At 40.7% G+C, this 25590-nt stretch carries 21 protein-coding genes, 3 pseudogenes and 1 riboswitch; of the genes and pseudogenes, 17 read left to right on the top strand and 7 right to left on the bottom strand.

All coding sequences use genetic code 11. The features are described 5' to 3' along the window. Nucleotides 1-128 precede the first annotated feature (128 nt). Genes E3C75_RS10455 through E3C75_RS10440 form a run of 4 tightly spaced genes read left to right on the top strand, consistent with a single transcriptional unit; the run spans nucleotide 129 to nucleotide 3103 of the window. Nucleotides 129-809 (top strand): amino acid ABC transporter permease, encoded by a 681-nt coding sequence (locus E3C75_RS10455; protein ID WP_014621881.1) that lies wholly within the window; start codon nucleotides 129-131, stop codon nucleotides 807-809. Further along, on the top strand, nucleotides 769-1446 hold the full coding sequence (locus E3C75_RS10450) for an amino acid ABC transporter permease (RefSeq protein ID WP_002891585.1): 678 nt from the start codon (nucleotides 769-771) through the stop codon (nucleotides 1444-1446). The genes E3C75_RS10455 and E3C75_RS10450 overlap by 41 nt, the downstream gene beginning before the upstream one ends. A gap of 1 nt (nucleotide 1447) precedes the next feature. Continuing rightward, nucleotides 1448-2206 (top strand): amino acid ABC transporter ATP-binding protein, encoded by a 759-nt coding sequence (locus E3C75_RS10445; RefSeq protein WP_014608620.1) that lies wholly within the window; start codon nucleotides 1448-1450, stop codon nucleotides 2204-2206. 42 nt (nucleotides 2207-2248) lie between these two features. Beyond that, the gene (locus tag E3C75_RS10440) at nucleotides 2249-3103 is read left to right on the top strand and encodes a cysteine ABC transporter substrate-binding protein (protein ID WP_004197296.1); all 855 of its coding nucleotides are present in this window, start codon (nucleotides 2249-2251) and stop codon (nucleotides 3101-3103) included. 92 nt (nucleotides 3104-3195) lie between these two features. On the opposite strand, the pseudogene E3C75_RS12190 reads toward E3C75_RS10440, so the two are convergent. Further along, a pseudogene (locus tag E3C75_RS12190) lies at nucleotides 3196-3881 on the bottom strand (hypothetical protein). Continuing rightward, nucleotides 3850-4443, bottom strand: a complete 594-nt coding sequence (locus E3C75_RS10425; protein WP_065972500.1) for a hypothetical protein — start codon at nucleotides 4441-4443, stop codon at nucleotides 3850-3852. Before E3C75_RS10425 ends, E3C75_RS12190 begins: the two are co-directional and overlap by 32 nt. A 245-nt stretch (nucleotides 4444-4688) precedes the next feature. Between E3C75_RS10425 and E3C75_RS10420 the strand changes: the two genes are divergently transcribed. From E3C75_RS10420 to E3C75_RS10405, 4 genes and pseudogenes are all read left to right on the top strand, one after another. Continuing rightward, entirely contained in the window at nucleotides 4689-6062 is a 1374-nt protein-coding gene (locus tag E3C75_RS10420; protein WP_111679677.1) for a UDP-N-acetylmuramoyl-tripeptide--D-alanyl-D-alanine ligase, read from the top strand. An 88-nt stretch (nucleotides 6063-6150) separates the two neighbouring features. After that, nucleotides 6151-6816 carry a YwaF family protein gene (locus E3C75_RS10415; RefSeq protein ID WP_084829028.1) on the top strand — a complete coding sequence of 222 codons (666 nt, stop codon included), beginning with the start codon at nucleotides 6151-6153 and terminating at the stop codon, nucleotides 6814-6816. A 349-nt stretch (nucleotides 6817-7165) separates the two neighbouring features. Beyond that, nucleotides 7166-8710 (top strand): peptide chain release factor 3, encoded by a 1545-nt coding sequence (locus E3C75_RS10410; RefSeq protein ID WP_011681503.1) that lies wholly within the window; start codon nucleotides 7166-7168, stop codon nucleotides 8708-8710. Between the two features lie 415 nt (nucleotides 8711-9125). Further along, nucleotides 9126-10375 (top strand): annotated as a pseudogene (locus E3C75_RS10405) (ISL3 family transposase). Nucleotides 10376-10440: 65 nt separating this feature from the next. Here the strand turns inward: E3C75_RS10405 and thiT are convergent. After that, nucleotides 10441-11016 carry an energy-coupled thiamine transporter ThiT gene (thiT, locus tag E3C75_RS10400; RefSeq protein ID WP_002951583.1) on the bottom strand — a complete coding sequence of 192 codons (576 nt, stop codon included), beginning with the start codon at nucleotides 11014-11016 and terminating at the stop codon, nucleotides 10441-10443. Between the two features lie 77 nt (nucleotides 11017-11093). Then, a riboswitch (TPP riboswitch) is annotated at nucleotides 11094-11214 on the bottom strand. A gap of 103 nt (nucleotides 11215-11317) precedes the next feature. Between thiT and E3C75_RS10395 the strand changes: the two genes are divergently transcribed. The 3 genes from E3C75_RS10395 (at nucleotide 11318) to cshA (ending at nucleotide 14400) form a co-directional block, all read left to right on the top strand. Then, nucleotides 11318-11698, top strand: a complete 381-nt coding sequence (locus E3C75_RS10395) for a PH domain-containing protein (RefSeq protein WP_002944579.1) — start codon at nucleotides 11318-11320, stop codon at nucleotides 11696-11698. Nucleotides 11699-11711: 13 nt separating this feature from the next. Continuing rightward, complete coding sequence (locus tag E3C75_RS10390) at nucleotides 11712-12620, top strand: magnesium transporter CorA family protein (protein WP_111679676.1); 909 nt, start codon at nucleotides 11712-11714, stop codon at nucleotides 12618-12620. A 196-nt stretch (nucleotides 12621-12816) separates the two neighbouring features. Beyond that, complete coding sequence (gene cshA / locus E3C75_RS10385) at nucleotides 12817-14400, top strand: degradosome RNA helicase CshA (protein WP_084829027.1); 1584 nt, start codon at nucleotides 12817-12819, stop codon at nucleotides 14398-14400. Between the two features lie 555 nt (nucleotides 14401-14955). Here cshA and E3C75_RS10380 read toward each other — a convergent pair. From E3C75_RS10380 to E3C75_RS10370, 3 genes are read right to left on the bottom strand one after another with little or no spacing between them, the layout of a single operon-like run. After that, complete coding sequence (locus E3C75_RS10380) at nucleotides 14956-15225, bottom strand: GIY-YIG nuclease family protein (protein WP_011226404.1); 270 nt, start codon at nucleotides 15223-15225, stop codon at nucleotides 14956-14958. Between the two features lie 3 nt (nucleotides 15226-15228). Beyond that, entirely contained in the window at nucleotides 15229-15993 is a 765-nt protein-coding gene (locus E3C75_RS10375) for a tRNA1(Val) (adenine(37)-N6)-methyltransferase (RefSeq protein WP_011681498.1), read from the bottom strand. Between the two features lie 49 nt (nucleotides 15994-16042). Next, on the bottom strand, nucleotides 16043-16918 hold the full coding sequence (locus tag E3C75_RS10370) for a polysaccharide deacetylase family protein (protein WP_370869446.1): 876 nt from the start codon (nucleotides 16916-16918) through the stop codon (nucleotides 16043-16045). Nucleotides 16919-17107: 189 nt separating this feature from the next. Between E3C75_RS10370 and E3C75_RS10365 the strand changes: the two genes are divergently transcribed. The 4 genes from E3C75_RS10365 (at nucleotide 17108) to E3C75_RS10350 (ending at nucleotide 22250) form a co-directional block, all read left to right on the top strand. Further along, nucleotides 17108-17863 carry a lysophospholipid acyltransferase family protein gene (locus tag E3C75_RS10365; protein WP_011681497.1) on the top strand — a complete coding sequence of 252 codons (756 nt, stop codon included), beginning with the start codon at nucleotides 17108-17110 and terminating at the stop codon, nucleotides 17861-17863. A 107-nt stretch (nucleotides 17864-17970) separates the two neighbouring features. Then, the gene (locus tag E3C75_RS10360) at nucleotides 17971-18666 is read left to right on the top strand and encodes a helix-hairpin-helix domain-containing protein (protein ID WP_011681496.1); all 696 of its coding nucleotides are present in this window, start codon (nucleotides 17971-17973) and stop codon (nucleotides 18664-18666) included. Continuing rightward, nucleotides 18656-20896: a DNA internalization-related competence protein ComEC/Rec2 gene (locus tag E3C75_RS10355; RefSeq protein ID WP_011681495.1), complete on the top strand. Its 2241-nt coding sequence runs from the start codon at nucleotides 18656-18658 to the stop codon at nucleotides 20894-20896. The genes E3C75_RS10360 and E3C75_RS10355 overlap by 11 nt, the downstream gene beginning before the upstream one ends. An 85-nt stretch (nucleotides 20897-20981) precedes the next feature. Further along, the gene (locus E3C75_RS10350) at nucleotides 20982-22250 is read left to right on the top strand and encodes a UDP-N-acetylglucosamine 1-carboxyvinyltransferase (protein ID WP_084829025.1); all 1269 of its coding nucleotides are present in this window, start codon (nucleotides 20982-20984) and stop codon (nucleotides 22248-22250) included. A gap of 47 nt (nucleotides 22251-22297) precedes the next feature. Here E3C75_RS10350 and E3C75_RS10345 read toward each other — a convergent pair. Beyond that, a pseudogene (locus tag E3C75_RS10345) lies at nucleotides 22298-23547 on the bottom strand (ISL3 family transposase). Nucleotides 23548-23728: 181 nt separating this feature from the next. Here E3C75_RS10345 and E3C75_RS10340 point away from each other — a divergent pair. Together E3C75_RS10340 and spxR are read left to right on the top strand one after the other, a co-directional pair. Next, nucleotides 23729-24274 carry a GNAT family N-acetyltransferase gene (locus E3C75_RS10340; protein WP_084829230.1) on the top strand — a complete coding sequence of 182 codons (546 nt, stop codon included), beginning with the start codon at nucleotides 23729-23731 and terminating at the stop codon, nucleotides 24272-24274. Beyond that, nucleotides 24267-25547, top strand: coding sequence for a CBS-HotDog domain-containing transcription factor SpxR (gene spxR, locus E3C75_RS10335; protein ID WP_084829024.1), 1281 nt, complete (start codon nucleotides 24267-24269; stop codon nucleotides 25545-25547). Before E3C75_RS10340 ends, spxR begins: the two co-directional genes overlap by 8 nt. Nucleotides 25548-25590: the final 43 nt, after the last annotated feature.

Here is a 25590-nt window from a genome sequence, read left to right as displayed (position 1 = left end):
AATTGAACACAGGCTAAATTCCTAGAGCAAAAGATAAACTTCCTAGTGTGCCAGCACACGTCGTCAGTTTCCTATTTACTTTATGAAATTTCACACGCCCTTTGTATCTTGTTTTGAGGAGGTAAATTTTGGACTGGTCCATTGTTCAACAGTATTTGCCCTTCTATCAGAAGGCATTCTTTTTAACCTTACATATTGCTGTTATGGGGATTATTGGGTCCCTTCTTTTGGGCTTGGTGGTGAGTGTTATTCGTCATTACCGAGTGCCGATTTTGAGTCAGCTTTCGACGGCTTATATTGAGCTGTCTCGTAATACGCCATTTTTGATTCAGCTCTTCTTTCTCTACTTTGGTTTGCCTCGTATCGGTTTGGTTCTATCCTCAGAGGCTTGTGCTGTGGTAGGTTTGATTTTCTTGGGTGGTTCCTATATGGCGGAGTCCTTCCGAAGTGGTCTAGAGGCTGTTAGTCAGACCCAGCATGAAGTGGGCCTATCTATTGGCTTGACGCCGTTTCAAGTCTTTCGCTATGTGGTCCTTCCTCAGGCAGTGGCTGTGGCGCTTCCGTCATTTAGTGCCAACGTTATTTTCCTTATTAAGGAAACATCAGTATTCTCAGCGGTAGCCTTGGCGGATTTGATGTATGTAGCTAAAGATTTGATGGGTCTTTACTACGAAACTGATGTGGCTCTAGGAATGTTGGTGGTGGCTTATCTCTTGATGTTGCTACCGATTTCTCTAGTCTTTAGTTGGATTGAAAGGAGGTTACGATATGCAGGATTCGGGATTTCAGGTTCTTCTTCAGGGGAATAATTTCCTACGTATCTTACAAGGTTTAGGCGTGACTATTGGAATTTCAATCGTTTCGGTTCTTCTTTCCCTTTTACTAGGAACTCTTTTTGGGATTGTCATGACTTCAAAGTCTAAGATTGTTCGGTTTTTGTCACGAATTTATCTAGAATTTATTCGTATCATGCCTCAATTAGTTTTGCTATTTATTGTCTATTTTGGTCTGGCTAGGAACTTTAACATCAATATCTCAGGTGAGCTATCGGCTATTATCGTCTTTACCCTTTGGGGAACGGCTGAGATGGGCGATTTGGTGCGTGGGTCAATCACGTCGCTACCGAGACACCAGTTTGAGAGTGGAAGGGCTCTTGGCTTGACCAATGGGCAACTCTACACCTATGTCATTATTCCGCAAGTCCTGCGTCGCTTGTTGCCTCAGGCTATTAACCTGGTGACACGGATGATTAAGACCACATCTTTGGTGGTTTTGATTGGGGTGGTTGAGGTGACCAAGGTTGGTCAGCAGATTATCGATAGTAACCGCTTGACTATTCCAACAGCTTCTTTCTGGATTTATGGTACAATTTTGATTCTTTATTTTGCCATTTGTTACCCAGTATCTAAGCTGTCTACATATCTTGAAAATCGTTGGAGGAATTAAGATGACAGAAAGCATTTTACAAATTAAGGATTTGAAAAAGTCCTTTGGGGACAATCAAATTCTCAAAGGCATCTCCTTAGATGTTAAGCAAGGTGAAGTCGTTGTTATCCTGGGTTCCTCAGGTTGTGGGAAATCGACTTTGCTACGCTGCATCAATGGCTTAGAGACTATCCAAGGAGGCGATATTCTCCTAGATGGTAAGTCTATCACTGATAGTAAAAAGGATTTCCACCTGATTCGTCAGAAAATCGGAATGGTCTTTCAAAGTTATGACCTCTTCCCGCATTTGGATATCCTGCAAAACCTGATTTTGGGGCCAGTCAAAGCTCAAGGGCGTAACAAGGATGAAGTCATTGCAGAGGCTGAGAAACTCTTGGACCGTGTGGGACTTTTGGATAAGAGACACAGCTTTGCGCGACAACTATCAGGTGGTCAAAAGCAACGGGTAGCCATAGTCCGTTCCCTGCTCATGCATCCTGAAGTTATCCTCTTTGATGAAGTGACGGCTTCACTTGATCCTGAGATGGTTCGTGAGGTTCTGGAATTAATCAATGACCTGGCTCAAGAAGGATGTACCATGTTGATTGTAACCCATGAACTTCAGTTTGCGCGTGCCATCGCTGACCGTATTATCTTTATGGATAAGGGTGTCATCGCTGAGGAAGGTACTGCTGAAGAATTCTTCAATCATCCAAAGACACAGCGGGCTCAAGAGTTCCTCAATGTCTTTGATTTCAGTCAGTTTGGTGTCTATTTGTAACCCATTGTTTTTAGTGAAAGTAAATTATTTTAGGAGAGAATTATGAAACTAACAAAGAAAATTTTTGCCCTATTAGCCCTCGTCTTTGCCTTGGTGGCAGTGACTGCTTGCTCAAGTAACAGTAGCTCTGGTAAATCAACAGCCAAAGCACGTACTATTGAAGAAATTAAGAAGAGTGGTGAGCTTCGTATCGCCGTCTTTGCGGACAAGAAACCTTTCGGTTATGTAGATAACAAGGGTGCTTACCAAGGTTACGATATTGAACTTGGTAACCGTTTGGCCAAAGACTTGGGTGTTAAACCGAAATACGTCTCAGTAGATGCGGCCAACCGTGCAGAATTCTTGATTTCAAACAAGGTAGATATTACGCTTGCCAACTTTACAGTAACTGATGAACGTAAGAAACAAGTGGACTTCGCCCTTCCTTACATGAAAGTCTCAATCGGTGTAGTGTCACCTAAAGACAAGGTCATTAAGGACGTCAAAGAGCTTGAAGGCAAGACCTTGATTGTTACTAAGGGGACAACTGCTGAAACTTATTTTGAAAAGAACTACCCAAATATCAAATTGCAAAAGTATGATCAATATAGCGATGCCTACCAAGCACTCCTTGATGGTCGTGGCGATGCCTTCTCAACAGATAATACAGAAGTTCTTGCTTGGGCTTTAGAAAACAAAGGCTATGAAGTCGGAATCACATCACTTGGTGACCCAGATACTATCGCTCCAGCCGTTCAAAAAGGTAACAAAGAACTCCTTGACTTTATCAATAAAGACATTAAGAAACTTGGCGAAGAGAATTTCTTCCACAAAGATTATGAAAAAACACTTCACCCAACTTACGGTGATGCTGCTAAAGCTGATGACCTCGTTGTTGAAGGTGGCCAAGTGAAATAAGACCGACACCCTCTTAGAGAGGTAAGTCTTGCTTAATAAAAATAAACAACCACTCCTGCTTATATCTAGTCTAGCTAGAAGCAGGAGTGGTTTTACTTGTTTTTATAGTTTCTTTTGATCTTCCATTCAACGAAAAGGACATATATAAGAAAGCCACCCAACATTCCAAATACGATATAAGGTCTCAGACGATCAAACAAGGTCTTTCATTGACATAAGGGATTTTGAACCGTCTTTTCAGGTAATACTTTTGTCCTTATCATCCACTAGTTTGTGGGATTCGCCATTATAGGTCAGATAATTGTCTTTACGAACATACATCTTCAAATAGTTGTAGCCATTCTTAGCGGGAAGGTCTGAAAGAAGGTGCTCCCTGGCATAAATTTCAATGAGGGTACCGTCCATTAAAGCTTTCAATCTCATCAATGCGTGCATTTTTGATGAGGACATTTCCATCTTGAACAATCTCCCAATCAATCTTACTTCCCTCGCCACCTCTTTCGTAGGATATGGCAAGCTGATGGCTTTTAGATTGCCAAAGACCGTAGATATCGTCTTTATAAACGTCATGACCAAAGAAAATACCATAGATAATGACTACAGGTAAGAGGATTAGGAAATCTATGCCAAAAATGTTAGCTAAACGGTCTGTAAATTTATCCCAGCGTGCTCGCCATCCCGTTTTGCGTTTCTGTTGTTTCCGATATGCTTTTTGTGGATGATATTTTCGATTGAGATTCTTTCGGTCAGCGTATTTTCTTTTTGTTTGGTGTCTCATTGAGCTTCTCTCTCCTCTTTTGCCGAGCCTCTATAATGATAAGAAATGAGCAAATACCAATAAGTATCAAATAGAAGGATTCAAAAACATCATCTATAGTGGTTTTCCGTTGACCATAAGGGCTGGTGGAATCATCTTTCCAAGTGATGGACCTGTTTCCGGAGTCTATTCGTTTGTAGGACTCACCATCATAGGTAATATAATTGTTTTTACGAAGATAGAAATCCATATAGCTGAAGCCGTTCTTGGTGGGGAGGTCTGTTAGGTAGCCTTCCACAGTGTAGAGCTCCATGTGAAGAGTTCCGTCATTAAGCCGCTTGACTGGGCGAGTTCTAGTAGCATAGATAATATCCTTACCATCCTGTGTGACCTGCCAGTCAATATTTCCTCGTTTCCGAATATGCTTACAGGAAGTCGCTAACTGATGATGATCAGACTGCCAGAGACCATAAATATTATCTTTGTTGACGGTATAATGATTGTAATAATATAAACCACCATATAGCAGTGCTAGTATTAATAAGATGATCAATCCAGATGTTGGCTCTAGTAGAACTACCATTCTCCAATTAAAGCGCTGGCTTTAGGTTCTTCAATACTTTGGCAGTCACTTCTTCTGTCTTTCTCTTTGTTAGAGAAACTGATTGATTTTTTTCTTTGTCATGCCTAATCCTTTCATCAACCATTGTAACAAATTCATCTCCCAAGCAAAAGCTAGCCCGATTTGTGATATAATTGGGAGTGATTGAAGTCAAGAAAATCTTATTTCTTGTCAGACTTGTAAAAAATATAATAGAGGATTTTAAGATGAAACTGACACTCCATGAAATTGCCAAGGTTGTTGGTGCTAAAAATGATGTCACTGCCTATAAAGATGTCACCCTAAACCAGATTGAATTTGACAGCCGTAAGATCACAGCGGGGGATCTCTTTTTGCCGCTCAAAGGTGCGCGTGATGGGCATGATTTTATCCAAACAGCCTTTGACAACGGTGCTCTAGCGACATTCACAGAAAAAGAATTACCGGCTGATCAAGCCCACATCCTAGTTGATGACACTCTTGAAGCCTTCCAAGAACTAGCTGCCTACTATCTTGAAAAGACTGGTGTTGATGTTATTGCTGTGACTGGTTCTAACGGTAAGACAACCACCAAGGACATGATTCATGACATTTTGGCAACGACCTACCGCACTTACAAGACACAAGGTAATTACAACAATGAGATTGGTCTTCCTTATACAGCCCTCCACATGCCTGATGATACGGAGAAAATTGTCCTTGAGATGGGGCAAGACCATATGGGAGATATTCATCTCTTGTCAAGCTTGGCTAAGCCAAAAACAGCCGTTGTTACCTTAATCGGAGAGGCTCACTTGGAATTCTTCGGTAGCCGTGACAAGATTGCTCAAGGTAAAATGCAAATGCAAGACGGTATGCCTGATGGTAGTCTCTTGCTTGTGCCATGTGATCCAATCGTTGATCCTTTCTTGCCAAGCAATCTTGAAGTGGTACGCTTTGGAGATGGTGCAGAGCTTACAGTCTCTGAGTTGACGGAATACAAGGATCATCTTACCTTTTCAACAAAGTTCCTCGACGGACAAGTTACCTTGCCAGTCACTGGAAAATACAATGCCACAAATGCCATGGTTGCTGCCTATGTCGCAAAACACTTGGGTGTAACTGAGGAAAATATCCTCTCAGCTCTTGCTAACTTGCAACTCACAAAAAACCGTACCGAATGGAAAAAAGCGGCTAATGGAGCGGATATTCTTTCTGACGTCTACAATGCCAATCCAACAGCTATGAAGCTCGTTTTGGAGACCTTCTCAGCCATTCCTAAGAATGAAGGAGGCAAGAAAATCGCTGTCCTAGCTGATATGAAAGAACTCGGTGAACAGTCTGTACAACTTCATACACAGATGATTTTAAGCCTGACACCAGATGCTATTGATACGGTGATTTTCTATGGTGAAGACATTGCAGAATTGTCACAACTTGCCAGTCAAATGTTCCCACTTGGTCATGTTTATTATTTCAAGAAGACATCTGATGAAGACCAATTTGATGCTATGGTCAAACAAATCAAAGAAAGTCTAGGCGAATACGATCAAATCTTGCTTAAGGGCTCTAACTCTATGAACCTAGCCAAGGTTGTGCATGAACTCCAAGCTAAGGATTAAGTTCTCTAACCTGCTCTCTAAGCAGGTTTTTGATTTACCCTGAAATTTGATATAATAGCAGGCATAGCAATTTCATCAGGAGAAGAGAATGAAGGATTTTTTGACAATGACCCCAACTCATCCCCCCCATATACCTCTGCCCTATTATTTGCTTATGCTCTTGGCGATGGTACTCTTGAGTTACCTGAGTTGGCTTTGGCATAACAATAATGTATGGCGTTGGACCTTTATCACTATTCAAGCCATTCAACTCTTTGCCCTCTACACCTGGTACCTCTGGCAAGGCTTTCCTCTTTTTATTAGTCTGCCCCTTTACCATTGCCGTATGGCCATGTTTGCTGTTCTCCTCTTGAAAAATAGTAGGACAAAGACCTACTTCGCTATTATGGGAGTCGTCGGAACCTACTGTGCATTGATTTACCCAGTATTTGATCCCTATGAGTTTCCTCATATCACAGGATTTTCTTTCCTAATTGGTCACTATGCCCTACTTGTCAATAGCCTGAATGTCATTTTTAACAGTTATAAAACCCATCCCATCAGCCTAGGACTGATCGTGGTGGCTACCTTCCTACTAAATCTAGGTCTGGTAATAGTTAATCAGACCATCGGTGGAAACTATGGGATGCTTAAACACACGCCATTTATTATGGGACCCCCCTTAGTTGTCAAATACCTTGCTGTTTCAGGAACTTTGATTATTCTTATGATAATTATGAAAAAGAGTCTGGAATATTTTGAAGATAAGTATTGAATAAATGAAGAAACACGCCATCAGAAAGCTGATAGCATGTTTTGTCATTTTATTTGTTTTATTCTAACACAAAACGCTTTCAAAATTGCTTTCACACTGTAATTTGGATATAATAAAAGAGTTATGCCTGCGAGAATTATCGCAAGCCTCGACAACAAATGTAGCTTTTAAAAGACAGAAATTTTCTGAAAGAAGTGCTACAACTATCTTACTTTTCAATCTGGTTAAAACCTATTACTGTCAGTAGCTATGGAACGTAGAAGTTTTGCGATTCCTAAGGAAGCTGCTAACGTTCGATACCACTAAGGAAAAGTACCAAAAAGATTATTTTTAAAGAAGAAAGAAAACTATGAGCATTCGAGACGAAATCAAAAAACGCCGTACTTTTGCCATCATCTCTCACCCCGATGCTGGTAAAACAACAATCACTGAACAATTGCTTTACTTTGGGGGTGAAATCCGTGAAGCTGGTACCGTAAAAGGTAAGAAGACCGGAAATTTTGCCAAATCAGACTGGATGGATATTGAGAAACAACGTGGTATCTCAGTAACCTCATCTGTGATGCAGTTTGACTATGCCGGCAAACGTGTTAATATCCTTGATACCCCAGGGCACGAGGACTTCTCAGAAGATACCTACCGTACCCTTATGGCGGTTGATGCTGCCGTAATGGTCGTTGACTCAGCCAAAGGTATTGAGGCCCAAACCAAAAAACTTTTCGAAGTTGTCAAACACCGTGGTATTCCTGTCTTCACCTTCATGAACAAATTGGACCGTGATGGACGTGAGCCACTTGACCTCTTGGAAGAGTTGGAAGAAGTGCTTGGTATTGCCAGTTACCCAATGAACTGGCCTATCGGTATGGGGAAAGCCTTCGAAGGTCTTTATGACCTTTATAATGAACGATTAGAGCTTTACAAGGGTAACGAGCGCTTTGCCAAGATTGAAGATGGTGATACTCTATTTGCCAACAATCCATTCTATGAGCAAGCTAAAGAAGATATTGAACTCTTGACAGAAGCAGGAAATGAATTCTCTGAAGAAGCTATTTTAGCTGGTGAATTGACTCCGGTCTTCTTCGGTTCTGCCCTTACAAACTTTGGGGTTCAAACCTTCCTCGATACCTTCCTCAAATTCGCGCCAGAACCACATGGCCATAAGACAGTAGATGGTGATGAGATTGATCCTCTTAACAAGGATTTCTCAGGTTTTGTTTTCAAAATCCAAGCCAACATGGACCCACGTCACCGTGACCGTATTGCCTTTGTTCGTATCGTGTCTGGCGAATTCGAGCGTGGTATGAGTGTTAACCTAACCCGTACAGGTAAAGGAGCTAAGCTCTCTAACGTCACTCAGTTTATGGCCGAGTCCCGTGAAAATGTTGAAAATGCTGTGGCTGGAGATATTATCGGGGTTTACGATACAGGAACTTACCAGGTTGGTGATACCCTTACTGTAGGAAAAAATAAGTTTGAATTTGAGCCACTACCAACCTTTACGCCCGAGTTGTTCATGAAAGTTTCTGCTAAAAACGTTATGAAACAGAAGTCTTTCCACAAGGGAATTGAACAATTGGTGCAAGAAGGAGCCATCCAGCTCTACACCAACTACCAAACTGGCGAATACATGCTTGGTGCTGTTGGTCAACTTCAGTTTGAAGTCTTCAAGCACCGTATGGAAAATGAATACAATGCTGAAGTCGTCATGACACCAATGGGTAAAAAGACCGTACGTTGGATTCAACCTGAGGATCTTGACGAACGCATGTCATCAAGCCGAAACATCTTGGCCAAAGATCGCTTTGACCAACCAGTCTTCCTCTTTGAAAATGACTTTGCCCTTCGTTGGTTTGCGGATAAATACCCAGATGTAACATTGGAAGAGAAGATGTAATGTACTAAGATTGCTTGGCTATTTCATAGCCTAAGCAATCTACACCACGTCCTATGGGACCGTGGCTAAGTCCCTTACTAACTCGAAAACGGAAAAAACATCGTTTCCGTTTTCTCATGTCGTAACACGATGACTATTTAGTTTTTGCAAATCGTTCATCTTTTGACGCGAGTCACTATCTTGTGTCTAGCTAGCCGTCTCACTAACGACGTCAGACGAATCATATCGGTTCGTCTGACGTCGTGTCGTAATATTCCATAAAAACAAGAAAAACCATAGGACTACCAATTAAGAGGCTCTATAATTTCTGTAGTGGGTAAAACTACTGTAGGGATTATAGAGCTTTTTGAGTGTACACAAAAAGTCCCATAAGAACTATAATGAAAAGCAACCAAACCATCATTAGGAAGAACTTATGAGACTTATTAAGAATAACACAGAATTAATCGGAATCAAAGACCAAAATATCAACATTTCACTTGTTTTTGAAACTGACACTCATATCGAGATTCAAGCAAAACTTGATTACCCTGCACCATCATGTCCTCATTGCCATGGAAAGATGATCAAGTACGACTTTCAAAAGCCTTCTAAAATCCCTCTTCTCGAGCAAGCGGGAACACCAACTCTACTACGTCTGAAAAAACGTCGTTTCCAGTGTAAAAGTTGTAGAAGTGTCACGGTAGCTGAGACATCTATCGTTGAGAAAAACTGCCAAATCTCCAATCTAGTCCGACAAAAAGTTACACAACTCCTAACTGAGAAAGTGTCACTAACTGATATTGCAAGAAGACTTCGCGTGTCGACGTCCACTGTCTATCGTAAGCTTGATCAGTTTACTTTCAAGGAACATTATGACAAACTCCCTGCTGTTATGTCCTGGGATGAGTTTGGGTTCAAGAAAGGGGAATTGGCTTTTGTAGCGCAGAATTATGAGACAAACGAACTCATAACCATCCTTGATAATCGCCGCCAAACTACTATACGAAACTACTTTTTGAAGTATCCACTGAAAGTCCGACAACAGGTACAGTTTATCACGATGGATATGTCTGGAGCTTATATTCCACTGGCTCGTAAGCTCTTTCCAAACGCAAAAATCGTTCTTGATCGTTTCCACATCATCCAGCACCTTGGACGTGCCTTTTTAAAGACAAGAATTGCAATTATGAACCAGTTCGATAAGAAGTCACTACCCTATCGAGCCCTGAAAAATCACTGGCGACTCTTCCAAAAAGACAGATGTAAGTTATCTCTCAACTCTTTCTATTTAAAGACTTTCCGTCAAACTTTAGTACCACATGAAGTCGTTGCGAAGACACTAGTCTTTTCAAAAGAGCTTACTGACTACTATACACTTTATCAGCTTTTGCTTTTTCACTTTCAGGAGAAGAGAGTAGATGAGTTCTTTGAACTGATAGAGGAAAATAGGAGCAAGGTCAATCATTATTTTCAAACTGTCTTTAGGACTTTTCTTAGACACAAGCAATACATCAAAAACGCACTAGAAATGGACTATTCAAATGCGAAACTTGAAGCGACTAATAAGTTGATCAAAGACATCAAACGTTTGGGCTTCGGTTTTAGAAACTTTATCAACTTTAAGAAGCGTGTCTTCATCACACTGAACATACATAAAAAAAGGACCTATCCGGTCCTCTCTAGATGTTAGCTTTTCGTCACCCACTACAGTTGACAAAGAGCCAATTAAGACTGTCCTATGGTTTCTTTTATTTTTCCGTATTGAGTAATCTGCCTAGGAATCGTTGCAGGGCGAAGAAAACAATAAGGCTTGCCAATGTTTCTCCTAGGAAAGATGAGCTATTGACAATGAATGAATAAAGATAAGGGCTTTGCCCTTTAGGAGCATAGCTTCCCCAAAAGATGACACCAGCTATAAAGTGGATGAGGTAACGAGCAGAGCTACCAAGCAGAATCCCCCCAGTGATATACATCAGAGATTTAACTTTATAGCCTTGTTTAATGGCTTTATCTAGGGCTGGCTTGACCACACCACTAATCCCAATAAGGCTAAAGGCGACAAAATACTCCAGAAAACCTTGTGTTAATGTTAGCCAACCACCGGCTGCTTGTCCCGTCGCCACTTGGAGAAGCCCCCAGATAAGGCCTCCCATAGCACCGGCTTTAAGCCCCCAGCGAAAACTGAGGAGAAAGATAGGCACCATTTTAAAGGAAAGGGAAATCCAAGGGCCTAGGGATATTGGCTGGGTAACTAGGTCCAGGATATAAGCAATGGTCGCCAAAAGGGCGATATCAATCATTGGTCGAATACTTGTTTTCGACATAAAAAACCTCCTATACCAATCGTCTTGATTGGCTATTTTTTTGCCACATCAAAACGACATCATAGAAGTCTATTTCAATCTATTTTGAGACACATCCCTACGCAGGTTCTAACCTGATCAGGTGGTAAGAGTTTAGGCGAGTCTTGAAGAAAAGATTCAAGCTAGCCATTCTCAGCAATTGCTCCTCTTGTGACTCTTTTATTGTACTACCAGAAACCAATTTCTGCAAGTGTATTAAATCTTAAAATGTGGTATAGTTAAAGCAAGAACTATCTTTAAAGTAAAAAAAGGAGCAACAACTATGGGAATTTTTTCAGGATTGCTTGGCAATGCGTCTAAGAAAGATAATGACAAGGTTGAGCGTCAATTGGAGAATATCTTGATTCCAGGTGAACAGGTGGACTTAGCCTATGTCCTTGTTCGTGACTTGATTGTCTTTACAGAGAAACGCTTGATTTTAGTAGATAAGCAAGGTGTTACAGGAAAGAAGACTTCCTATAAATCTATCCCTTATCACTCAATCTCTCGTTTCACTGTAGAAAGCTCGGGGAACTTTGACCTAGATGCTGAACTTAAGATTTGGATTTCATCAGCACTTGAGCCTGCAGAAGTGCTTCAATTTAAGAGCGATAATAATGTCTTTGAAATTCAGCAAGCTTTAGCAACAGCAGTGCTAGAGTGAAGAGGAGTTGACTATGTTTATTGAAAAGGAACTTGGTTACAAGCGTCACTGGATTAATATTGACTCAGACATTGTATCTGAGCAATCCTACCTTTATACTAAGTACGATATTGACCAAGAAACCGTAGAGTATGCCTTGGATAAAAATGAACGAGCCCACATGGATTACAACCGTGAGAATGGGACAATTACCTTTATCTATAATGTTCTGGCGCTTGAAAAGGACAAGGAATACTATGAGACTATCCCTCTGACTTTTATTGTACAAGATACGCGTTTGGTGACCATTAGTAACGAGGATAACGCTTATGTGATAAGAAAGATGCAAGACTATGTGGATAACCATGAGGATTTGTCTATCTACACGTTGCTTTTTGCAGGACTTGAGATGATTTCAAATGCTTATTATCCCGTTATTGAACGCTTGGATGAGCAAAAAGATGAAGTTAGTCGACGCCTAAGGCAGACCACGACAAGTAAGAATCTTTATGATCTTTCAGATTTGGAAACAGGCATGGTCTATTTGGTGACCGCAGCTACACAAAACCGTCTCCTTTTGGAATACATTAATGGGCATGCCATTTATCGTCGTTTCAATGAGGTCGAAAAAGAGCAGTTTGATGATGCTATGATTGAAGCCAGGCAGTTGGTTGCCATGACGGATCTTATTTCAAAGGTCTTACAACAACTATCAGGTTCTTATAATAATATCCTAAACAACAATCTGAATAATAACTTGAGTAATTTGACTATTATCGAGGTACTCTTGGGAGTTCTTTCCGTCATTACCGGTTTCTTTGGGATGAATGTTCCTATACCTTTTATGACTGTCAGTCCAGCCTGGATTTTCATCGTTTTTGGTAGTATCATTCTTTGTTTGGTCTTGGCCCGCTATCTGCGTTGGTTGGTTCATAAAAAATAATCAGTGAGTGAAACCGTCTTCTCAAATTGGAGGCGGTTTTAAAACATTATTTTCTGTCTTTTTATCCTTAAATATGATAAAATAGATAAGTTGTTAAATTAACGACTATAAAATACAAGCAGATGCTGATGCTTTATCTGCTCATCCAAGTCTCATAAGGTAGCTTCGCACTACCTTCAATAGAAAGAAGAATACTTTGAAATTTACAGATTTAAACCTATCAGAAGACATCCAATCAGCTGTTGTAGCTGCCGGTTTTGAACAACCATCACCTATCCAAGAGTTGACAATTCCACTTGCTCTTGAAGGTAAGGATGTCATCGGTCAGGCACAAACTGGTACTGGTAAAACAGCTGCCTTTGGTTTGCCTACCCTAGATAAAATTCGTACAGAAGAAAATACAATTCAAGCCCTTGTTATTGCCCCAACACGTGAGTTGGCAGTGCAATCTCAAGAAGAGCTTTTCCGTTTTGGCCGTGATAAGGGCGTTAAGGTTCGCTCAGTATACGGTGGTTCTAGCATCGAGAAACAAATCAAGGCCCTCCGTTCAGGTGCCCACATTGTAGTAGGGACACCAGGTCGTCTCCTAGACCTTATCAAACGTAAAGCCCTTAAACTTAACAATATCGAGACTTTGATTTTGGATGAAGCTGATGAAATGCTTAACATGGGCTTCCTAGAAGACATTGAAGCAATTATCAGTCGAGTACCAGAGAAACGTCAAACCCTTCTCTTCTCAGCAACTATGCCTGATGCCATCAAACGTATTGGTGTTCAGTTCATGAAAGATCCTGAGCATGTGAAAATCAAGGCTAAGGAATTGACCAATGTTAACGTTGATCAATACTTTATCCGAGTGAAGGAACAAGAGAAGTTTGATACTATGACTCGTCTTATGGATGTTGACCAACCTGAATTGTCAATCGTCTTTGGACGTACCAAACGTCGTGTGGACGAGTTGACACGTGGTTTGAAACTTCGTGGTTCCCGTGCAGAAGGTATCCACGGAGACCTTGACCAAAACAAACGTCTTCGTATTATCCGTGACTTCAAGAACGGCCAAATCGATATCTTGGTTGCAACAGACGTTGCGGCGCGTGGTCTTGACATTTCAGGTGTTACTCACGTCTACAACTACGATATTCCACAAGACCCAGAAAGCTACGTTCACCGTATTGGACGTACAGGCCGTGCAGGCCAATCAGGTCAATCGATTACGTTCGTTTCTCCAAACGAAATGGGTTACTTGGGCATCATCGAAAATTTGACTAAGAAAGGCATGAAAGGCCTTAAGTCACCAACAGCTCAAGAAGCCTTCCAATCTAAGAAGAAAGTTGCCCTTAAGAAAATTGAACGTGACTTTGCGGATGAAGCTATCCGTGCTAACTTTGACAAGTTTAAGGACGATGCTGTTAAATTGGCTCAAGAATTCACACCTGAAGAATTGGCGCTTTATATCTTGAGCTTGACCGTTCAAGATCCAGAGACAATGCCAGAAGTGGAAATTGCGCGTGAAAAACCATTGCCATTTAAACCATCAGGTGGTGGCTTTGGTGGTAAAGGTGGCAAAGGTGGCCGTGGCCGTGGTCGCGATAACAACCGTCGTGGTGGATACCGTGGCGACCGTAACCGTGATGATCGAGACGGTGGCCGTCGAGACTTCAAACGCAAGTCTAAGAATAACAGTCGTGACTTCGAAAATCGTGGCAACAAACGCCCACACCGTGCTTCAAGCGAAAAGAAAAATGGCTTTGTTATCCGTAACAAGGGTGATAAGTAAGAATTAAAATGCTCTAAAAAATAGAGCGTTTTCCTATACCTTGAATATACAATATAAGTACATAATAAAAACTCATAAGTTTTTCTATAACCAACCAGTGATTGATGCTCAACCAAAACTATTAATCAATCTTCAGTGGTTGTTTAATTTAATTTATCAAAGTAGGTTTAATTAGAGAATAAGATAGCTTAGAAGCATTTTGTAAGATTATTTATACCTAAAGATGAGTTTATCTATATTATGGCATTTACTGCGGATATAATTCAGGACACCTTTCAGGGTGTCTTTTTTATTTACTAAATTTGGAGTAATACTACTGATTTTAAAGCTTTTTAGATCATGTAGAATTACTCACGCGCGTGAGTTGTACTACTATGAGAGCAATATTCCAAATGGAAGTGATCTAACATTGGTTGATAATCAGATCATTCAGCTGTGAGAGAACAAACTTAATAATAAGGTGCGAAAATGTCATAACTGGAAAAACATCTTATGAAGTCTTATAAGAGGAAAGTATGCACTTAATTTGATAATTCAAGACCAAAAAACACACGGTTATTTTTCCGTGTGTTCTTTGATATAGGCCAATTTTTTCTCTCGGCTTTTTTTCTTAAAGAGTGCTTCGGCGCTCATGGCCTCTGGTTTGCTGGCGAAAGCTTCTGAGTAGAGGAGTTTAACTGGTAGGCGAGCTCTGGTATACTTGGCGCCTTTGCCTGCGTTGTGGGTTTTGAGGCGGCGTTCGACGTCTGTAGTATAGCCTGTATAGAGGGTGCCATCGGCACACTCAACCACATACATGTAGGCCTTGCTATCCTTTTCTGTCATCGATTAGGACTCACCCTCAGTCTTTTTTCCAAAGTAAATCTCAAAGATTTCATCGGTATAGTCACCATTTTCCTTGTGAACGAAGAGAGGTGGAAGAATTTTCAAGCCATCTGTCGAGCCGTCTTTAATGGCTTCAATCAGGAGCATATTTGCCTCACGTCCCATCTTAGGATAGATAAACTGGATGCGTTTAGGTGCTAGATTGTACTGGCGCATGGTGTCGATGATATCCAAAAAGCGGTCAGGGCGATGCACCATGGCAATACGTCCATTAGATTTTAGGGCATGACGAGCGACCTGGCAAATTTCTTCTAAATTCGTCGTGATTTCGTGGCGGGCCAAGAGGTAATGCTCTGACAGATTTTTCTTAGACGTTTCTGTCGCCTTAAAGTAGGGAGGGTTACAGAGGATAAGGTCCACCTGAGATCGTGGGGCATGGTCAAGCAAATTTTTTAGGTCGTCATTGACAACAGTCACCTGATCTTCTAATTGATTAAGAGTTACGGAACGCTTGGCCATATCAGCCAGGCGTTCTTGCAACTCAACCAAGGTAATCGGTGCCTCAGTGCGTGTGCTGGCAAAGAGGCCAACGGCACCATTTCCGGAACAGAGGTCGACGATTAACCCCTTCTTTGGAATTTTTGGGAATCGCGAGAGAAGGACACTATCGATAGAATAGCTGAAGACTTCCTTGTTTTGAATGATTTTTACATCTGTGGAGAAGAGTTGGTCAATGCGTTCTCCGTTTTTTAAAATTGGATTTGTCATAACTTTTATTGTAGCAAAAAACAGCTCCCAAAGGAACTGTTGCGAGTGATTACTCTAGGACACCGAAGGTATATCCTTGATTTTTGAAATATTCGATAATTTGTGGAAGGGTCTGAACAGTCAGCTCCTTACCAGCTGTATCGTGCATTAGTACAACTTTAACAGTAGTTTCAGGGAAATATTTCTGTGAACCGTCCATATAAGCCATCATGCTTTCAGATGTGGTTGGACGAACAGAGAGTGGTTCTGCATCTCCACAGAGCATGTTCCAGTCAATCCACTGGATACCTTTATTGGCAAGAGCTTGGTCAGTTGACTCTAATCCTTGCCATGACATATGACTACCAGGGTAACGGAAAATTCTTGTTTTGAAGTCCTTACCTAAGATTGCCTTGAAATTAGCCATAGTTTGGTCAACCTCAGAAATAATTTGACTTTGATTTGGAACACGTCCTGGATAAAGCAGATTGAAATTATGGCTAAGACTGTGGTTGGCAATGGCATGTCCTTCAGTAATTTGGCGTTTGAGGATGTCCCCATTTTCAGGTGTGATGGTATAGCCAATGTGGAAGAAGGTTGCGTGAACGCCATACTCTTTCAGAATATTCATGACTTGTGGTGTCAAAGTGGGATCAATCCCATCATCAAAGGTTAAAAAGACTACCTTACCCTTAACATCATCTGATTTCCCTCGGATAGTGTTATTAACGGCAGTGACATCATAGGCGTAGTCAGACTCCTCAATGCTGTGGTTACTACCTTTCTTGAGTTGTGTTTCATCATCTTCCTTAGCTTTTTCTGAAGATGAGCTTTTGCTATTAGCGACTTGTTCAGTCTTTTCAGCCTTGGCTACTTGTTTATATTTCGTGTTATGGCGTTGGAATAGGACAAAGCCTAGGATAGCCAGAACAGCCAAGTTTGCAATAATAAGGCAAAGATTAAGTGCCTTTCTATTTTTCCCTATAATCTCAAGACTTTTTTTTCATAGTTACATTATAGCTCAAACCATTAGAAAGTACCACACCATTTTCAATAGTTTACAAAGAAATTCGATGAAACTAGCGCTCCTTTTTTTGGTATAATAGAAAAAACTTGTAGAAAAAGAGGTAAAAACGTGTTTTACGCTTATTTACGTGGGCTTGTTGTCTTTCTTCTATGGATTATCAATGGGAATGCCCATTACCACAATCGCGATAAATTATTGAACAAGGACGAAAACTATATCTTGGTTGCTCCGCACCGAACTTGGTGGGACCCTGTTTATATGGCTTTTTCAGCTCGTCCTAAGCAGTTTATTTTCATGGCTAAGAAAGAACTCTTCAAGAGTCGTATCTTTGATTGGTGGATCCGTATGTGCGGAGCCTTCCCAATTGACCGTGAAAATCCTGGTCAAGAAGCTATCAAGTACCCTGTTAACATGCTTAAGAAGAGTAACCGTAGTTTGATTATGTTCCCAAGTGGTAGCCGCCATTCATCTGATGTTAAGGGGGGGGTTGCAGTTATCGCTAAGATGGCTAAGGTTAAGATTATGCCGGTTGTCTATCAAGGACCTCGTGAACTTAAGGGGCTCTTGACAGGTGAACGTGTGGATATGAACTATGGTAATCCTATTGATATTTCAGATTTAAAGCGTTTGAATGACGAAAATATCCAAGAGGTTGCTCGTCGTATCCAGTCTGAATTTGATCGCCTTGATGAGGAAGCTTTGAGCTATCAAACAGGCAAGAAACCCAATCCTTTGACTTATATTTATCGAGTACCTCTCGGTATTGTGGCTATCATTGCGGTACTTTTGACCATGGTTTTCTCATATGTAGCTAGCTTTGTTTGGAATCCTGAAAAACACCGTGCCAAAGAAACTCAGAAATAGGCTAATAACTCTGTCAGACATAGATCTGATGGAGTTTTTTTCTTTTTGATATATTTTTCAAGTTTTTTACGAATAAGAAAGAAAATGTATCAATTAAGGAGAATAGCGTGAAGGAAAAGATTCTAGCCTATGTCAAAGATAATCGTCTGTTTGTGAGTGTCATCGCTGTACTGATGGTGATTTTTTGCTTCTTTTTATGGATGACTTGTGGTGCCGGCAACAGCATGGAGGCGGAGACGTCTTATACAGATGTGACAGCTTTGTCAACGTCTTCATCCAAACAAAGTTCACAGTCTCTTTCTGAGGCGTCTTCCCAGTCAAAGACCGAAGGAAGTGAAAAAGTTAAGTCAAAAGTAACGGTAGATGTTAAGGGGGCTGTGGTCAATCCAGGTGTCTATACGCTAAAGGCAGGCGCTAGGGTGACAGATGTCATTCAGGAAGCTGGAGGAATGACAGAAGATGCAGACGCTAAGAGTGTTAACTTAGCCGCAAGCTTGTCAGATGAAGAGGTTATTTATGTAGCCAATAAAGATGAAAATGTTTCTGTCCTTGATCAAACAGGTACTGGTCAGGTCTCTGACAAAGGAGGGCAGGCTGTATCTAAGGATGGCAAAATTAACTTAAATACAGCGACCTCAGAGCAGTTGCAAACCATTTCTGGAATTGGAGCTAAGCGGGCAGAGGATGTCATTGCCTATCGTGAAAGTCATGGCGGCTTTCAGTCCGTAGATGACTTGAAAAATGTCTCAGGAATTGGTGATAAAACATTAGATAAAATCAGAGAGTCCCTCTATGTGGCTTAAAAAAGCTCCAATCAATCTTTTTTCCCTAGCGCTTTTAATAGTTGCTCTTTATTTTACTATTTTTGTATCTAATTTCTATGCTATTGGGACTTTTGTCTTTCTGATGATATGTTTTTTGAGGCATCATTGGAAGAATAGAGCAGCTCTAAAGTTGGTGGGACTTATAGGTGGTTTCTTTTTGGTCTACTTTTTATTTTTATACCATATAGCTATCATGCAAGATAAACAAGCTCCTGCTGAAATTCATCAGGTGACACTGGTTGCAGATACGCTCTCAGTTAATGGTGAGCGATTATCAGCAATCGGGAAGTCAAATGGACAAACCTATCAGGTCTTTTACCGGCTAAAATCTGATAAGGAGCAGCATTTTTTTAAGACTACGAGTCAAACGCTTGTTTTAAAAGGGAAAATAAAGTTGTCCTCGGCAACTGGTCAACGTAATTTTCAAGGCTTTGATTATCAGTCTTATCTAGCTAGTCAGGGCATTTATAGGATTACTCAGATTGAGCGTCTGGAACATGTCGTAACCCCAAAATCGATATCTCCAATAGCTTTTTTTCATCAATTGAGGAGGAAGGCTCTAGTTCATATTCAGACGCATTTTCCTAATCCGATGAGACACTACATGACAGGACTGCTCTTTGGGTATTTGGACAAGGAGTTTGATGAGCAGAGTCAACTCTACACTAGCTTGGGGATTATTCATCTTTTTGCGCTATCGGGTATGCAGGTTGGATTTTTTCTTGGCTGGTTTCGCTATGGACTTCTCCGTTTGGGGCTTCCCAAAAATTATATCCTTGCTATCTTATTACCTTTTTCGATTTTCTATGGCTTAATGACTGGTTGGACGGCTTCAGTCTTACGTTCTTTGATTCAAAGCCTCTTGGCTGAGTGTGGTATTAAAAAACTGAACAATATGGGCATAACGCTACTTCTATTTTTTCTAGTCTTGCCTCATTTTCTTTTAACGGTAGGAGGTGTTTTAAGTTGTTCTTATGCCTTCTTGTTGTGTTTATTTAATTTTGAGGAGATGCCGTCCTTTAAAAAGTCAATTTATATGAGTTTAGTATTGAGTCTTGGGACTTTGCCTTTTTTGACCTACTATTATGGAACTTCTCAACCATTGAGTTTGATTCTGACGGCAATCTTCTCTCTAGTTTTTGATAGCTTTCTCTTACCTGTCTTAACAGTACTTTTTACACTTTCAGGAATGGTAATTTTTTCTCAATTTAATCCACTTTTTGAATGGATGGAGTTCTTTTTGACTTGGGTACAATCTTGGGGAGTCCAGCCATTGATTTTAGGAAAACCTAGCTTGTTTCAGTTTGTCTCAATGATATTTGTATTGGTTTTGCTCTTTGATTTTTGGAAAAAGCCTCAGTTTAGAATATCCCTCTTGATGATTTTTAGTCTTTTGATGGTCTGGGTCAAACATCCTTTAATAAATGAAGTAACGGTGGTCGACGTTGGTCAAGGAGATAGTATTTTTTTAAGGAGTATGAAAGGTGAGACGGTCCTAATAGATGTAGGTGGCAAGGTGACTTTCGGCTCTAAGAAAAAATGGCAAGAGGGGAGCCAGACGAGTAATGCGGAGAAAACCTTAATTCCCTATCTACAGGCAAGGGGAGTGTCTCAAATTGACTATCTGGTTCTGACTCATACGGATACAGACCATATTGGTGATTTGGAGGTAGTGGCTAAACGGTTTAAGATTAAGAAAATTTGTGTCAGTGAGGGGGCTTTGACTAAGCCTAGTTTTGCCAAACGTATTCGATTTCTTAAATGTCCCGTTCGCACTTTAAAGGCTGGTGATAAGCTGCCTATGATGGGAAGTAACCTAGAGGTTCTTTATCCCAATAAAATTGGTGATGGTGGTAACAATGATTCACTTGTTCTCTATGGAAAGTTATTGGGAACCAGTTTTCTGTTTACTGGTGATTTGGAAAAAGAAGGAGAAGAGGAATTGATGGCTAGCTATCCAAATTTAAAAGTAAGGGTCCTCAAAGCAGGACATCACGGTTCTAAAGGCTCTTCATCAGAAGCTTTTTTGGACCAGCTAAAGCCATCACTTGCTCTTGTCTCAGCAGGTGAAAATAATCGTTATAAGCATCCAAATGATGAAACATTAGAGCGTTTCAAAGAACGTCACATTAAGGTTTTACGCACAGACCAGGATGGTGCCATTCGGTTTAAGGGATGGTTCCAACTATCAAGTGAAACTGTCCGATAATTGTTTGGATTCTTAATTTGTCATGCACCTCAATCTATGGTAGAATGTAAAGGTTAATATTCAAGTATAAGAAAGATTGAGCAGTATGCGTAAAATTATCATCAATGGTGGTAAGAAACTTCAAGGAGAAGTTACAGTATCAGGAGCTAAAAATTCAGTTGTTGCATTGATTCCAGCCATCATTTTATCTGATGGAGTGGTTACTCTTGACGGGGTACCAGCAATCAGCGACGTCGATAATCTAATTGAGATTATTGAAGTAATGGGTGGTTCTGTTAAGCGTGATGGCGAAACACTTGAAATCGACCCTCGAGGCGTTAAAGATATGCCAATGCCATTTAGTAAGATTAACAGCCTTCGTGCTTCATATTATTTCTATGGTAGTTTGCTTGGGCGTTATGGTCAAGCTATAGTAGGTTTGCCTGGTGGATGTGATTTAGGACCACGTCCTATTGACCTTCACCTTAAGGCCTTTGAAGCTATGGGTGCTAGCATTTTCTATGAAGAAGAAGCTATGCGTATTGCTATGGATGCCGGCCAACGTATCAAGGGTGCTCACATCTATATGGATACGGTTAGTGTGGGGGCGACTATCAATACCATGTTGGCAGCGGCTAAGGCTGACGGTCGTACTGTTATTGAAAATGCGGCTCGTGAACCTGAGATTATTGATGTGGCAACGCTTCTCAACAATATGGGTGCGCGTGTACGTGGCGCTGGTACAGAAGTCATCACGATTGAGGGTGTAGAGAGCCTACATGGTACTCGCCATCAAGTTATTCCAGACCGTATTGAAGCAGGCTCATACATTGCCATGGCGGCAGCTATCGGTAAGGGAATTAAAATTAAAAATGTTCTCTATGAACACCTTGAAAGTTTTATTTGTAAGCTTGAAGCAATGGGTGTTCGCATGACCGTTGAAGAGGATGCAATCTTTGTGGAAGAACAGGGTGATTTAAAACCTGTTGACATTAAGACATCACCTTATCCAGGTTTTGCGACGGATTTACAACAACCAATGACACCATTGTTGTTGAAAGCAAGTGGCCAAGGAAAAATCATTGATACGATCTATGAGAAGCGTGTAAATCACGTTCCTGAACTGGCTCGTATGGGTGCCGATATTCAAGTACTTGGTGGTCAGATTGTTTATAATGGTCCAACGCAACTTTCTGGTGCACCTGTGAAAGCTAGTGATTTGCGTGCGGGTGCTGCACTCGTTACTGCAGGACTTATGGCAGATGGTCAGACTGAAATAATAAACATTGAATTTATCCTTCGGGGGTATTCAAATATCATTGAGAAACTTTCTGATCTTGGTGCGGATATTCGTTTGATTGAAGATCAAGTCTAAGGTTTAAGGCTCTTTGTCAACTATAGTGGGTGACGAAAAGCTAACATCTAGAGAGGACCGGATAGGTCCTCTTTTTATGTATGTTCAGTGTGATGAAGACACGCTTCTTAAAGTTGATAAAGTTTCTAAAACCAAAGCCCAATCGTTTGATGTCTTTAATCAACTTGTTAGTAGCTTCCAGTTTTGCGTTTGAATAGTCCGTTTCTAGTGCGTTTTTGATGTATTGCTTGTGTCTAAGAAAAGTCCTAAAGACCGTTTGAAAATAATGATTGACCTTGCTCCTATTTTCCTCTATCAGTTCAAAGAACTCATCTACTCTCTTCTCCTGAAAGTGAAAAAGCAAAAGCTGATAAAGTGTATAGTAGTCAGTAAGCTCTTTTGAAAAGACTAGTGTCTTCGCAACAACTTCATGTGGTGCTAAAGTTTGGCGGAAAGTCTTTGAATAAAAAGAGTTGAGAGATAGTTTACGGCTGTCCTTTTGGAAGAGTCGCCAGTGATTTTTCAGGGCTCGATAGGGTAGTGACTTCTTATCGAACTGGTTCATAATTGCAATTCTTGTCTTTAAAAAGGCACGTCCAAGGTGCTGGATGATGTGGAAACGATCAAGAACGATTCTTGCGTTTGGAAAGAGCTTGCGAGCCAGTGGAATATAAGCTCCAGACATATCCATCGTGATAAACTGTACCTGTTGTCGGACTTTCAATGGATACTTCAAAAAGTAGTTTCGTATAGTAGTTTGGCGGCGATTATCAAGGATGGTTATGAGTTGGTTTGTCTCATAATTCTGCGCCACAAAAGCCAATTCCCCTTTCTTTAACCCAAACTCATCCCAGGACATAACAGCAGGGAGTTTGTCATAATGTTCCTTGAAAGTAAACTGATCAAGCTTACGATAGACAGTGGACGTCGACACGCGAAGTCTTCTTGCAATATCAGTTAGTGACACTTTCTCAGTTAGGAGTTGTGTAACTTTTTGTCGGACTAGATTGGAGATTTGGCAGTTTTTCTCAACGATAGATGTCTCAGCTACCGTGACACTTCTACAATTTTTACACTGGAAACGACGTTTTTTCAGACGTAGTAGAGTTGGCGTTCCCGCTTGCTCGAGAAGAGGGATTTTAGAAGGCTTTTGAAAGTCGTACTTGATCATCTTTCCATGGCAATGAGGACATGATGGTGCAGGGTAATCAAGTTTTGCTTGAATCTCGATATGAGTGTCAGTTCCAAAAACAAGTGAAATCTTGATATTTTGGTCTTTGATTCCGATTAATTCTGTGGTATTCTTAATAAGTCTCATAAGTTCTTCCTAATGATGGTTTGGTTGCTTTTCATTATAGTTCTTATGGGACTTTTTGTGTACACTCAAAAAGCTCTATAATCCCTACAGTAGTTTTACCCACTACAGAAATTATAGAGCCAGGTTTAACCGCTAGTGGTTGAGCCTTTTTCCATTTCTAAAACTGTGTTATAATACTATCATGGATATTTGGACTAGTCTGGGTGCTTTTGCCTTCTTTGAGTCGGAGCGCCTTTCTTTTAGACCACTCGTCTTTTTAGATCGTTTTGACTTACATGAGATTGTGTCAAATCCAGAGAATTTACAATTTTTCTTTCCTGCTACGCAAACTCAGTATGAAACAGATTGCCTCTTGGTACATTATTTCATGAAGGAGCCTTTGGGTGTTTGGGCAATTGTAGATCGAGAGTCTAATAAGTTGATTGGGATTGTTCGCTTTGAAAAGATAGATGTCCAGAAAAGGACTGCAGAGCTCGGTTATTTTTTGAATGCTTTATACTGGGGTAGAGGTATAATGACTGAGACAGTTACTTGTTTGTCAGATTTGGCATTGACAGCTATGGGAATGGAACGCATTATCCTTATTGCTCATTTGGAAAATAAGACATCGATTCGTGTGGCAGAAAAGTCTGGCTTTAAACTGGTGTCTCGTTTCAAAGGAGCAGACCAATACACCCGTACCATGCGAGATTATCTCCGCTTTGAGAAGGAGAAGAACTGTGAGTAAACATCAAGAAATTATGGATTATCTAGAGGCTTTGCCCATCGGTAAACGAGTTAGTGTGCGTAGTATTTCTAACCACCTGCAGGTTTCTGATGGAACTGCTTATCGAGCCATTAAAGAAGCTGAAAATCGAGGGCTAGTTGAAACGCGTCCTCGAAGTGGAACAGTTCGAATTGAAAAGAAAGTTCAAGTACGGCTTGACAAACTGACCTTTGCGGAGATTGCAGAGATTACAGAGTCTGAGGTGATTTCGGGTCATGAAGGTTTAGAACGTGTCTTCAGTAAGTTTTACATTGGGGCCATGACTATTGAGAATATCACCCGTTATCTAACAAAAGGCGACCTTCTCATTGTTGGAGACAGGGAAGATATCCAGTTATTAGCTTTAGAATACAATAATGCTATTCTGGTAACTGGAGGCTTTCGGGTTTCTGATAGGGTTAAAGAGCTTTCTCGTTTGAAGCAGTTTCCAGTCATGGTCACTACTTACGACACATTTACTGTGGCGACTATGATTAATCAGGCACTTTCGAATGTTCGTATTAAAACAGAAATTAAAACAGTTGCTCAAGTCTATACTAGACGAGAAGAATACAACTATATGACTCCAGAAATGACAGTCAAAGATTTTCAAAATTTGGTTAAACGGACTAACCTTGTTCGTTTTCCTATTGTGTCTGAGGATGACAGGGTTATTGGGATTGTGACCATGCGTGATGTGGCTAATCAGCTTCCGACCACTATGGCTAAGGCTATTATGACAAAACCGACAGTAACTCGTTTGGAGGCTAGCCTTGCGACTGTGGCACAAAAGATGATTTTTGAAGACTATGACATGATTCCTGTTGTGGATGACGAAAAACATTATCTAGGAACTATCACTCGTCGTCAGGTTTTAGAGGAACTTCAAGATAATAACCGTGGTGATCTCCATACATTTAGCGATCAAATGATAGCTAACCTTAATTGTGAAAAGAATGCCTTTAGTTTTGAGGTAGAACCGACCATGATTGATAATTCTGGGAACCTTACACAGGGTGTTCTTGTAGAAATGGTTAAACAGGTTGTTTACCGAACGATGGAGAAACAAGAACAAAATAGTCTGGTGTTTGAAGAGATGATGTTTTACTTTCTGCAGGCGGCTCAAATTGATGATAAGGTGAAGATTACACCCAGTATCATTGCGGAAACCAGACGCAGAGCTCATTTAGACCTTATGGTTACTCATGGCAATCATACGGTTTGTAAGTCAGTAGTAGTGGTCAAGAAAACTTAATAAGCCATTTAAAATTAAAGAAATAAAGAAAACGGAGAAAATA

It is taken from the genome of Streptococcus thermophilus (assembly GCF_010120595.1).
In the GTDB taxonomy this organism is placed as follows: domain Bacteria; phylum Bacillota; class Bacilli; order Lactobacillales; family Streptococcaceae; genus Streptococcus; species Streptococcus thermophilus.
This window is presented reverse-complemented; position numbering and strand designations above follow the sequence as displayed.

What these genes read in the sequence shown, in the direction of transcription:
- E3C75_RS10380 (WP_011226404.1), bottom strand. Translation starts at nt 15,225, where the DNA reads ATGACAGAAAAGGATAGCAAGGCCTACATGTATGTGGTTGAGTGTGCC.
- E3C75_RS10390 (WP_111679676.1), top strand. Translation starts at nt 11,712, where the DNA reads ATGTTTATTGAAAAGGAACTTGGTTACAAGCGTCACTGGATTAATATT.
- E3C75_RS10425 (WP_065972500.1), bottom strand. Translation starts at nt 4,443, where the DNA reads ATGGTAGTTCTACTAGAGCCAACATCTGGATTGATCATCTTATTAATA.
- E3C75_RS10450 (WP_002891585.1), top strand. Translation starts at nt 769, where the DNA reads ATGCAGGATTCGGGATTTCAGGTTCTTCTTCAGGGGAATAATTTCCTA.
- E3C75_RS10415 (WP_084829028.1), top strand. Translation starts at nt 6,151, where the DNA reads ATGAAGGATTTTTTGACAATGACCCCAACTCATCCCCCCCATATACCT.
- E3C75_RS10410 (WP_011681503.1), top strand. Translation starts at nt 7,166, where the DNA reads ATGAGCATTCGAGACGAAATCAAAAAACGCCGTACTTTTGCCATCATC.
- E3C75_RS10350 (WP_084829025.1), top strand. Translation starts at nt 20,982, where the DNA reads ATGCGTAAAATTATCATCAATGGTGGTAAGAAACTTCAAGGAGAAGTT.
- E3C75_RS10420 (WP_111679677.1), top strand. Translation starts at nt 4,689, where the DNA reads ATGAAACTGACACTCCATGAAATTGCCAAGGTTGTTGGTGCTAAAAAT.
- E3C75_RS10445 (WP_014608620.1), top strand. Translation starts at nt 1,448, where the DNA reads ATGACAGAAAGCATTTTACAAATTAAGGATTTGAAAAAGTCCTTTGGG.
- thiT (WP_002951583.1), bottom strand. Translation starts at nt 11,016, where the DNA reads ATGTCGAAAACAAGTATTCGACCAATGATTGATATCGCCCTTTTGGCG.
- E3C75_RS10395 (WP_002944579.1), top strand. Translation starts at nt 11,318, where the DNA reads ATGGGAATTTTTTCAGGATTGCTTGGCAATGCGTCTAAGAAAGATAAT.
- E3C75_RS10375 (WP_011681498.1), bottom strand. Translation starts at nt 15,993, where the DNA reads ATGACAAATCCAATTTTAAAAAACGGAGAACGCATTGACCAACTCTTC.
- E3C75_RS10340 (WP_084829230.1), top strand. Translation starts at nt 23,729, where the DNA reads ATGGATATTTGGACTAGTCTGGGTGCTTTTGCCTTCTTTGAGTCGGAG.
- E3C75_RS10355 (WP_011681495.1), top strand. Translation starts at nt 18,656, where the DNA reads ATGTGGCTTAAAAAAGCTCCAATCAATCTTTTTTCCCTAGCGCTTTTA.
- E3C75_RS10440 (WP_004197296.1), top strand. Translation starts at nt 2,249, where the DNA reads ATGAAACTAACAAAGAAAATTTTTGCCCTATTAGCCCTCGTCTTTGCC.